2 protein-coding genes are annotated in these 11,283 nt (G+C 72.9%); both read right to left on the bottom strand.

Features of this window, described 5'->3' with window-relative positions; translation table 11 throughout:
* Positions 1–2,923: type I polyketide synthase (locus tag ACIQU6_RS42720; RefSeq protein WP_403487795.1), on the bottom strand; the 2,923-nt coding region annotated here is incomplete at its 3' end.
* Positions 2,920–11,283, bottom strand: an 8,364-nt coding sequence (locus ACIQU6_RS42715; protein ID WP_403487793.1) for a type I polyketide synthase, incomplete at its 5' end; no start/stop codon positions are given. The genes ACIQU6_RS42720 and ACIQU6_RS42715, both read right to left, overlap by 4 nt.

Here is an 11,283-nt window from a genome sequence, read left to right as displayed (position 1 = left end):
GATCCGAATCCGCCAACGCCACCGCCGCACCCAACAACGGATGACCAGCAGCACCCAACCCCAACCCCCGCACATCACCAGACACCCGCACCGACAACTTCGGCCAATACCGCTCCCGCTGGAACGCATACGTCGGCAGATCCACCAGTTTCGGCTCCTGCGCAGCGAATGCCTTGTCCCAGGCAACAGGCAGACCATAGATGTGCGCCTGGCCGAGCGCGGTCAGCAGTTGAGTGGTGTCACCGTGATCCCGCCGCAGGGTGCCGAAGGACGCTCCGACGACGTTCGCCGCGTCGAGCGTCTGCTCGACACCAACGGTCAGAACAGGGTGAGCGGAAGCCTCAATGAAGACCGTGTGACCAGCCGAAACCGCCGCCCGAACCGCATCCTCGAAACGCACCGTCTGACGAAGGTTGCGATACCAGTAACCGGCATCCAGCTCACCGGCATCGATCGCCTCACCGGTCAACGTCGAGAAAAAGCCGACGGACGACGAAACCGGCACGATCGGCGCAAGGTCAGCGAGAATACGGTCCCGGAGCGCCTCGACGTGCGGGGAGTGCGAGGCGTAGTCCACCGGGACGCGACGAACGCGGACACCCTCCGCCTCCCAGGCAGCCTGCACCGCATCCAAGGCAGCAGCGTCACCCGAAACCACCGTCACCGCCGGCCCGTTGACCGCCGCAACACCCAGCCCCTCATAGCCAGCCAGGACCGACTCCACCTCGGCCACCGGCAACGGAACCGACAACATCCCACCAGCACCCGACAGCGCCGTGATCGCCTGCGACCGCAACGCGACAACCCGCGCACCATCCTCCAACGACAACCCACCAGCCACCACCGCGGCCGCAATCTCACCCTGACTGTGACCGATCACGGCAGCGGGATCCACACCAGCAGCCCGCCACACCTCCGCCAAACACACCATCACCGCCCACAACAACGGCTGAACCACATCAACCCGCTCCAACACCGCCGGGTCGACCGAACGCGCCACCTCCGTCAACGACCACTCCACAAACGGCGCCAACGCCCCCTCACACTCAGCCCAACGCGACGCAAACGCCTCCGACGAGTCCAGGAGTTCGGCCGCCATACCGACCCACTGCGAACCCTGCCCCGGGAACACCAACACCGCACCGGAGCCCGCACCGATCCCGGCAGCTCCAACACCAGTGTGGGCACCGGCAGTTGGCTCTCCGGCCGCCACCGACCCCACGCCCGCCAGCAGCTCATCACGATCAGCGCCGACCACCACCGCCCGGTGATCGAACAACGCCCGGGACGACGCCAACGAGAACGCAACGTCAGCCGGGGCCAACTCCGGGCGCTCGGCGACGAAGTCGCGCAACCGCTCCGCCTGCGCCCGCAGCCCCGCCTCGGACTTACCCGACAACACCCACGCCACCGGACCCGCGTCCGAACGTCCGGGCTCGACCTCCGCGGGCTCCACCGCCGGCGCCTGCTCCAAGATCACATGCGCGTTGGTGCCGCTCATGCCGAAGGAGGAGATGCCGGCCCGGCGCAGCCGTCCCGTTTCCGACTCCGTCGCGGCCTCCGGCCACGGACGGTTCTCCGTCAGCAGCTCCACCGCGCCGGCCGACCAGTCCACGTGCGAGGACGGGGAGTCCACGTGCAGGGTCTTCGGCAGCACGCCATGGCGCATCGCCTGCACCATCTTGATCACGCCGGCCACGCCCGCGGCCGCCTGTGTGTGGCCCACGTTGGACTTGATGGAGCCGAGCAGCAGCGGTCGGTCGGCGTCGCGGCCCTGGCCGTAGGTCGCCAGGAGTGCCTGGGCCTCGATGGGGTCGCCGAGTTTCGTGCCCGTGCCGTGGGCCTCCACCGCGTCCACGTCTGCCGCGGTCAGGCGGGCGTCGGAGAGTGCCTGGAGGATGACGCGTTGCTGGGCGAGGCCGTTGGGGGCGGTGAGGCCGGTGCTGGCGCCGTCCTGGTTGACGGCGGAGCCGCGGAGGACGGCCAGGACCTGGTGGCCGTTGCGGTGGGCGTCGGAGAGGCGTTCCAGGAGGAGCATGCCGACGCCCTCGCCCCAGGCGGTGCCGTCGGCGGCCTCGGCGAACGCCTTGACGCGGCCGTCCGTGGCCAGGCCGTTCTGGCGGGTGAACTCGGCGAAGCCGATGGGGGTGGACATCACCGTCACGCCGCCGGCGAGGGCGAGGGCGCATTCGCGCTTCTGGAGTGACTGGGCGGCCAGATGGAGGGAGACCAGCGACGACGAGCAGGCGGTGTCGACGGTGAGGGCGGGGCCTTCGAAGCCGAGGGTGTAGGCGATGCGGCCGGAGAAGACGCTGGCCGAGATGCCGGTGGCGACCAGGCCGCCGAGGTCGTGGTCGGAGCGGTTGAGGGTGCCGACGTAGTCGCGGGTGTTGGAGCCGACGAACACGCCGGTGCGGCTGCCGTGGAGGGTGCCTGGGTCGATGCCGGCGGCCTCCAGGACCTCCCAGGAGGTCTCCAGGAGGAGGCGCTGCTGGGGGTCCATGGCCAGCGCTTCGCGGGGGGAGATGCCGAAGAACGCGGGGTCGAAGTCGCCGGCGTCGTGCAGGAATCCGCCCTGGTCGGTGGCGAAGCCGTCAGCGGATCCGGGTCCGTCCCCGGCCGTGCCGTCCGGGGTCTGCCAGCCGCGGTCGACCGGGAACGCCGACATCGCGTCCCGGCCGTCCCGTACCAGTCGCCACAGGTCGTCGGGGTTGTTGACGCCGCCGGGGTACCGGCAGCTCATCGCGACGATGGCGATGTCCTCCCGGGCTTCTCCTTCGGTGGTCTCCAGTTCCGTCAGGCGGTTCTTTGCCTGTCGGAGCTCGGCCGTCACCCACTTGAGGTGGTCCAGAAGCTTCTGCTCACGCGCCACAGCGATACCCCCATGTTCAAGCTGCCGACCGCCCGGGTCCGGCCTGGTCAAGACTTTCCGAATTCCTCGTGGATGAGGTCGAACAGCTCATCGGCGGTGGCCGATGCCAAGTCGCGGTGCGCGTCCGCGCCGTCCGCGGGTGCTTCAGGTTGCTTCCACTTCGCCATCAGGCCCTGGAGCCGCAGGTTGATGCGGGTCCGTGCCAGTTCGTCGTCGGGTAGGTCGGCCAGGCCGGACTCCAGTCGGTCCAGGTCGGCGAGGAGTTGGTCCACCGCGGCGGTGCCGTCGGTGAGTTCGGCGCACAGGTGGTGGGCCAGGCTGGTCGGCGTGGGGTGGTCGAAGGTGACCGTCGCGGTCAGCGCGATGTCGGTGAGTTCGCCCAGCCGGTTGCGGAGTTGGAGCGAGCCGAGGGAGTCCATGCCCATGTCCAGGAAGCCGCGTCGGACGTCGATCTCGTCGGCGGCGGAGTGGCCCAGGACGGCGGCGGTCTCGGTGCGGACGAGGTCCAGGACGAGGCGTTCCCGTTCGCCGTCCGGCGCGCCGGTGAGGCGTTGGCGGAGTGCGGCTGCGGGGGACGGTTCGTCGTCGGCGTCGGCCGGGTGTCCGGTGGCGGGTGTGCCGGTGGACGTCGTGGTGGTGTCCGGGTCGGCTTCCCGGGCGAGCAGCTCGGCGAGGAGCGGAGCGGGGCGGGCCAGGGTGAACAGCGGGGCGAACACCTGCCAGTCGACGTCGGCGACGGTGGTCACGGCCGCGCCCTCGGCGACTGCCTGGACGAGGGCCTGCACGGCCGGCTCGGGGGCGAGGGCGACCAGTCCGCGCCTGCGCAGCGACGCCTCGGCGGCCGGGTCGGCGACCATGCCGCCGTCCGCCCAGGGGCCCCAGGCCACGGCGGTGGCGGCCAGTCCCCGGGCCCGGCGCTGTTCGGCCAGGGCGTCGAGGTAGGCGTTGGCGGCGGCGTAGGCGCTCTGGCCGCCGCTGCCCCAGGTGCCGGCGACGGAGGAGAAGAGGACGAAGGCGTCCAGGGGCCGGTCGCCGAGCAGTTCGTGCAGATGGCGGGCGCCGGCCGCCTTGCCCGCGACGACGTCGGCGAATGCGGCCGGGTCGGTGGCGGTGAGGGCGGTGGTCTGGCTGATGCCGGCCGCGTGCACCACGGCGGTGAGCGGGTGCTCGGTCGGGAGGGCGTCGAGCAGGGTGCGGACGGCCTCCCGGTCGGCGATGTCGCAGGCGGCGAGGGTGACCTCGGCGCCCAAGTCGGCCAGTTCGGTGCGGAGTTCGGCGGCGCCGGGGCTGGTCTCGCCGCGGCGGCTGGTGAGCACCAGGTGTTCGGCGCCGTTGGCGGCCGCCCAGCGGGCGACGTGCGCGCCCAGTGCGCCGAGCCCGCCGGTGATGAGCACGGTGCCGTGGGGCCGCCAGGGCTCGGCGGTCGGCTCGGGTGCCTGGGGTGCGCGGTGGAGTCGGCGGGCGTAGGTGCCGTGCGGGCGCAGGGCGAGTTGGTCCTCGTCGGTGTCGCCGGTGAGGAGTCGGGCCAGGCCCGCCTCGGTGTGCGCGTCGAGGGTGTGCGGCAGGTCGATGAGGCCGCCCCAAAGTCCGGGGTGTTCGAGGGCGACGACGCGGCCCAGGCCCCAGATCATGGCCTGTTCGGGGTGGGTGACCGCCTCGGGTGCCTGGCCGTGGTCGGCGATCGCCACCGCGCCGCGGGTCAGGCACCACAGGGGTGTGGTGCTACCGGCCCGGTCGAGGGCGCGGACGAGTGCGGCGGTCAGTGCGGTGCCGTTGGGCAGGTGGGGGTGGGCGGGGTGGGGGGTGTCGTCCAGGGCGAGCAGGGACAGCACGCCGCGCAGGGGTGCCGCTGCGCCCTCGGCCGGCCCGTCGGTGGCGGTTGCGGCCCGCAGTCGGTCGGCGAGGAGCGCGACGTCGGTGTCTGCCGGGTCGGGGGCAAGGTCGAGAGTGGTGACGGTGGCGCCGTTGCTGGACAGGATCGCCGTCAACTCCGCGGCCAGCGCATGCTGTTGGGCGCCCTTCGACGTCACGAGCAGCCAGGTGCCGTCCAGGGTGGGTGCGGGGGTGCCCTGCGGGGTGCCGGTCAGCGGCGCCCAGCGGGTGTGGTAGCGCCAGCGGTCGACGGTCGATCGGGTGCGTTGGTTGCGGCGCCAGGGGGCGAGGGTGTCGAGGAGGGGGCGGAGTGCCTGGTCGTCGTCGACCCGGAGGGTGCGGGCGAGGTCCTCCAGGTTCTCGTTCTCGACGGCTTCCCAGAAGCGGGACTCGACCGCGTCGGGCGCCAGGGTCGCGCCGTCCATCCGGGGTGCGGTGGCGGCCTCCAGCCAGTAGCGACGCCGTTGGAAGGCGTAGGTGGGCAGTTCCACCCGGCGGGGTCGATAGGGGGCGTACAGGGGGCCCCAGTTGACGGGGGTGCCGGCGGTGTGCAGGGTCGCCAGGGCGGTGACGAGGGTCCGGTCGCCGGGGCGTCCGGCGCGTTGGGCGGCCACGACGGTGGCCGGTGCGGCGCGGTCGGCCAGTACGGTGCCGGCCTGGGCCGCGAGGATCCCGTCGGGGCCGGCCTCGACGAACTGGGTGACGCCCTGCGCGGCGGCGGCGCGGACCGCGTCGGCGAACCGTACGGTCTCGCGGACCTGGCCCACCCAGTACGCGGGCGAGCACAGTTCCTCGGGGTCGGTGGCCCGGCCGGTGCGGGTGGAGATGACCGGGATGCTCGGCTGCCGGTACGTCAACTCCCCTGCCACATCGGCGAATTCGTCCAGCATGCCGTCCATGTGCGGGGAGTGGAAGGCGTGCGAGACGCGCAGTTGGTTGGTCTTCCGACCGTGCGCCCGAGCCCAGTCCCGTACGGTTTCGACGGCGTCGGCGTCGCCGGAGACCACGACCGCTTCGGGTCCGTTGACGGCCGCCAGTGTCACCGATTCTCCCAGTAGTGGTGTGATCTCTTCTTCGCGTGCCTGGACGGCGAGCATCGCGCCGCCCTGGGGCAGGGCCTGCATCAGTCGGCCGCGGGCGGCGACCAGCGTGCAGGCGTCCGTCAGCGAGAGCACTCCGGCCACGTGGGCTGCCGCCAACTCGCCCACGGAGTGGCCGATGAGCACGTCCGGGGCGATCCCGAACGACTCCAGCAGGCGGAACAGCGCCACCTCGACCGCGAACAGCCCGGCCTGGGCGTGGACGGTCTGGTTCAGCTCGTCCTCGTCCCGGCCCCACACCACCTGACGCAGCGAGCCCGGCAGGCTCTGGTCCAGGCGGTCGCAGACCGCGTCGAACGCCTCCGCGAACGCCGGGAAGTGTTCCCACAGTTCGCGGCCCATGCCTGAATACTGCGAGCCCTGGCCGGAGAACAACACCCCTAGCCTGCCCCTATCGCCGACCGCCGTGCCGTGCACCAGAGCGGGCGAGGGCTGGCCGGTGGCGAGGGCCGCGACGGCCTTCAGGAGCTCGTCCCGGTCGGCGCCGATCGCCGCGGCCCGGTGGTCGAGTGTGGCGCGGGTGGTGGCCAGGGAGTGGCCGATGTCGGCGGGGGACGACTCGGGGTGGTGGGTGAGGTGGTCGTGGAGCCGTTGTGCCTGGGACCGGAGCGCGGTCTCGGAGGCGGCGGACAGCAGCCAGGGCAGGGCGGTTCGGGGGGCGGGGGCGTCCGCCGCGTTCGTGCCTGGCTGATCGGCGGGCAGTGCGTCCGGGGCGGTCCGGTCCCCCGTCGGCGGTTCCTCCAGGACGACGTGGGCGTTGGTGCCGCTGATGCCGAAGGAGGAGACGCCGGCGCGGCGGGGCCGGCCGGTCGCGGGCCACGGGCGGGCCTCGGTGAGGAGCTCGACCGCGCCGGCCGCCCAGTCCACGTGCGAGGACGCCTCGTTGACGTGCAGGGTCTTCGGCAGTGTGGCGTGCCGCATGGCCTGCACCATCTTGATCACGCCGGCGACGCCGGCGGCGGCCTGGGTGTGGCCGATGTTGGACTTGATGGAGCCCAGCAGCAGGGGACGTTCGGCGTCCCGCTGCTGCCCGTAGGTTGCGAGCAGTGCCTGGGCCTCGATCGGGTCGCCCAGTCGGGTTCCGGTGCCGTGTGCCTCCACCGCGTCCACGTCGGCGGTCGACAGATGGGCGTTCGCCAGTGCCTGGCGGATCACCCGCTGTTGGGACGGACCGTTCGGCGCGGTCAGACCGTTGGACGCACCGTCCTGGTTGACCGCCGAGCCCCGCAGCACGGCGAGCACCTGGTGTCCGTTGCGCTGCGCGTCGGAGAGCCGCTCCAGCAGCAGGACGCCGACGCCCTCACCCCAGCCCGTGCCGTCCGCGGTGTCGGCGAACGCCTTGCACCGGCCGTCGGGCGCCAGCCCGTTCTGCCGCGAGAACTCGACGAACACCTCCGGGCTGGCCAGCACGGTGACGCCGCCGGCCAGGGCCAGCGAGCACTCGCCGCCGCGCAGTGCCTGGGCCGCCAGGTGCAGCGCGACCAGCGACGACGAGCAGGCGGTGTCCACCGTGACGGCGGGGCCCTCGAAGCCGAAGGTGTAGGCGATGCGACCGGAGACGATGCTGCCGGAGTTTCCGGTGCCGACGTAGCCGCCGACCTCGTCGGGGACGGCCTTCAGTCGGGACGCGTAGTCGTGGTACATCAGGCCGGCGAACACACCGGTGCGGCTGCCGCGCAGCGACGCCGGGTCGATCCCGGCGCGTTCCAGGGCCTCCCAGGAGGTCTGCAGCAGCAGGCGCTGCTGCGGGTCCATCGCGGTGGCCTCGCGCGGCGAGACGCCGAAGAACGCGGCGTCGAACTCGGCGGCGTCGTAGACGAACCCGCCCTCGCGGGTGTTGCTGCGGCCGGGGTCGTCGGGGCCGGTGCCGAAGAGCCTGGCCAGGTCCCAGTCACGGTCGGTGGGGAAGGTGGAGATGGCGTCGCCGTCGCCGGCGACCAGGTCCCAGAGCTGTTCGGGGCTGGTGACGCCGCCGGGGTAGCGGCAGGCCATGGCCACGATCGCGATCGGTTCGGGCGCGCCGCCCGGCGTCGGGTTCGCGGTCGCCGCCACCGGCTCGACGGAGTCGTCCGCGGCGTCGCCGAGGATCTCGCCGCGCAGGTACGCGGCGAGTGCGGCCGGCGTCGGATAGTCGAAGATCAACGTGGCGGGCAGTCGCAACCCGCCGATGGCCGCGCCGAGTTGGTTGCGCAGTTCGATGGCGGTCAGGGAGTCGAAGCCGAGTTCGCTGAAGAGCCGGCCGGAGCCGACCGCGTCCGCCGAGCCGTGTCCGAGCAGGGTGGCCACGTGGGAGCGGACCAGGTCCAGGACGATGCGTTGCTGCTCGGCCTTGCTGCGGCCGGCCAGGCGGCGCCGCAGCTCCGGTGCCCGGTCCCCGCCGGTCCGTGCGGCGCGTCGGACCGGTGTGCTGACCAGCCCGCGCAGCATCGGCGGCAGTCCGGTGGGCGCCGCGGCCCGCTGCCGCAGGCCCGCGAAGTCGAACCGGACGGGCACCTGGAGCGGCGCGGGCCGGGTGAGGGCGGCGTCGAACAGGTCGAGCCCGTCCTGCGCGGACAGGGCGCGGATGGCGGCCCGGGACTTGCGGGCCGTTGCCGCCTGGGCGAGTTGGGCGGTCATGCCGTCGGACTGTTCCCACAGTCCCCAGGCCAGGGAGGTCGCGGGCAGCCCCTGGGCGTGCCGGTGCGCGGCGAGCGCGTCCAGACAGGCGTTGGCCGCCGCGTAGTTGCCCTGCCCGGAGGCGCCGAGCACGCCGGCGGCCGACGAGAACAGGACGAACGCGTCGAGTTCCAGGCCCAGTTCGCGGGTCAGCTCGTGCAGGTGCCAGGCGGCGTCGACCTTCGGGCGCAGCACGGTGCGGATCCGTTCCGGGGTCAGCGACTCGACGATGCCGTCGTCCAGCACACCGGCCGCGTGGATCACGGCGGTGAGCGGGTGCTCGGCCGGTACCGTCGCCAGCACCTCGGCCAGCGCCGCGCGGTCCGCGACATCGCACTCGGCGATCCGCACCTCGGCTCCGTGTCCGGCCAACTCCGCGACCAACTTGTCCGTTCCGGGGGCGCGTGTCCCGCTGCGGCTGATCAGCAGCAGGTGCCGCACCCCGTGCCGGGTGGCCAGGTGCCTGGCGAGCAGCCCGCCGAGGGAGCCGGTGCCGCCGGTGATCAGCACGGTGCCGTCGGGCTTCCAGGAGGTGGGGGTGGTGCTGGTGGGATCCGCGCCGGGGGCGACGGTGACGGCACGGCGCAACCGCGGCGCGTAGACGGCGTCGCCGCGCAACGCGACCTGGGATTCCTCGCCGGCGACAACTCCCGCCAGAAGCACGGCTGTTGGCGTCGCGCCGCCCGGTTCCCGGTCCACCAGCACGAACCGGCCCGGGTGCTCGGCCTGCGCGGACCGCAGCAGTCCCCACACGCCGGCCTGCGCCGGCACGTCCACCGCGTCGTGCGACGCCCCGACGGCCACGGCACCGCTGGTGAGCAGGACCATCCGCGACCCGGCGAGGCGCTCGTCGGCCAGCCACGCCTGGACCGTGTCGAGCGTCGAGACCAGGGCCTCCTCGGCCCCGTCGTCCGCCACGTCGACGAGGACCGCCTCGGGTGCCGGAGCGCCCGCGGCGAGGGCGGCACCGAGCGCGGTCACGTCCGCGTACCAGTCACCAACCCCCAACGCGTCCCGGCCCCGATCGGCGCCCACCCCGACCCAGCGCCCGGCAGTCGTCGCCCGCCCCAACTCCACGGGCTCCCAGTGCACTTCGAACAGCGTGCCGGACTCCCGGGCCGCCCGGAGCTGCTCCGGGGCGACGGCGCGCACCGCGAGGCTCTCGACGGTGGCCACCAGCGCACCGGTCTCGTCGGCGATCTCCACGGACATGGTGTCGCGCCCCAGCGCGGCCAGTCGCACCCGCACCCGGGTCACACCCACCGCATGCACCCGCACGCCCGACCAGGCGAACGGCAGTCGCGGCCCCTCGGCCGGCCCGGGCTCCAACAACCCGCCCACGCGCGCCGCGTGCAGGGCGGCATCCAGCAGCGCCGGATGCACGCCGAAGCCGGTCACCCCGTCAACGCCCTCCGGCAGCGCCACCTCCGCCCACAACGCACCACCGTCCCGCCACACCGCATGCAACCCGCGGAACACCGGGCCGTACCCGTATCCCGCGCTCGCCAGCACCTCATACGCATCCGACGTCTCCACGGCCTCCCCGGCCGCCGGCGGCCAGACCTCGAAGCTCACGGACGGTTCGACCTCCGCGGCGGCGGTGCCCTTCCGGGACGCGCTGGACAGCACGCCCGTGGCGTGCCGGGTCCACGGCGCCTCGGGGTCCTCGTCCGGCCGCGAGTACACGCCAACCGACCGACGGCCGGCCGCGTCCTCGGCCTCCACCACGACCTGCAACGCCACGCCGCCCGACTCCGGGAGCACCAGCGGCGCCTCCAGGGCCAGTTCCTCCACCAGATCGCAACCGACCTGATCCCCCGCACGCACCGCCAACTCGACGAACGCCGTACCCGGCAGCACCACGGACCCGAGCACCGCGTGGTCCGCCAACCACGGATGCGACGACAGTGACAGCCGGCCGGTGAGTACCACCTGCCCGGAGTCCGCCAGCGTCACGGCCGCCCCCAGGAGCGGGTGGCCGACCGTGCCGAGCCCCACCGACGGCAGGTCCCCGGCGCGCAGCGGCGATGTCTGCACCCAGTACCGCCGCCGCTGGAACGCGTACGTCGGCAGCTCCACCGTGTGTCCGCCCACCAGCGCGGGGCCGAAGTCGACCGCCACGCCGACGGTGTGGAGTTGGGCGAGCGCGGTGACGAGGGTGTGCTCGGGGTCGCGGTCGGCGCGCTGCGTCGCCACGCAGGTGGCGTTCCCGGTCTCCGTCACCGTCTCCGCATCGGCGAGGGTGGCGGCGGCCAGGGCGGTGAGGACGCCGTCCGGGCCGACCTCCACGAACCGGGTCACACCGGCGTCGAATGCCGTGCGCACCGCGTCGGCGAACCGCACCGCCTCCCGCACCTGCCGCACCCAGTACGCGGGCGAACACAAGTCATCGACGGAAGCGACCTGACCGGTGAGCGTCGAGACCACCGACAAGCGCGGCGCCCGATACACCAACTTACCCGCCACCTCGGCGAATTCATCGAGCATGCCATCCATGCGAGGGGAGTGAAAGGCGTGCGAGACGCGCAGACGATTGGCCTTCCGACCATGCGCCTGAGCCCACTCGCGTACGCCCTCGACGGCGTCAGCGTCACCGGAGACCACGACCGCGCCCGGACCGTTGACCGCAGCGAGCGACACCAACTCACCCACATGCTCGACGATCTCGTCCTCACCAGCCTGGACGGCGAGCATCGCCCCACCCTCCGGCAACGCCTGCATCAACCGACCACGCGCCGCAACCAAAACGCAGGCGTCCTCCAACGACAACACCCCCGCCACATG

This window comes from Streptomyces sp. NPDC090442, from assembly GCF_044769405.1.
Taxonomy (GTDB): domain Bacteria; phylum Actinomycetota; class Actinomycetes; order Streptomycetales; family Streptomycetaceae; genus Streptomyces.
The sequence above is the reverse complement of the archived record's forward strand: the minus strand, read 5'-3'. Positions and strand labels throughout refer to the sequence as shown.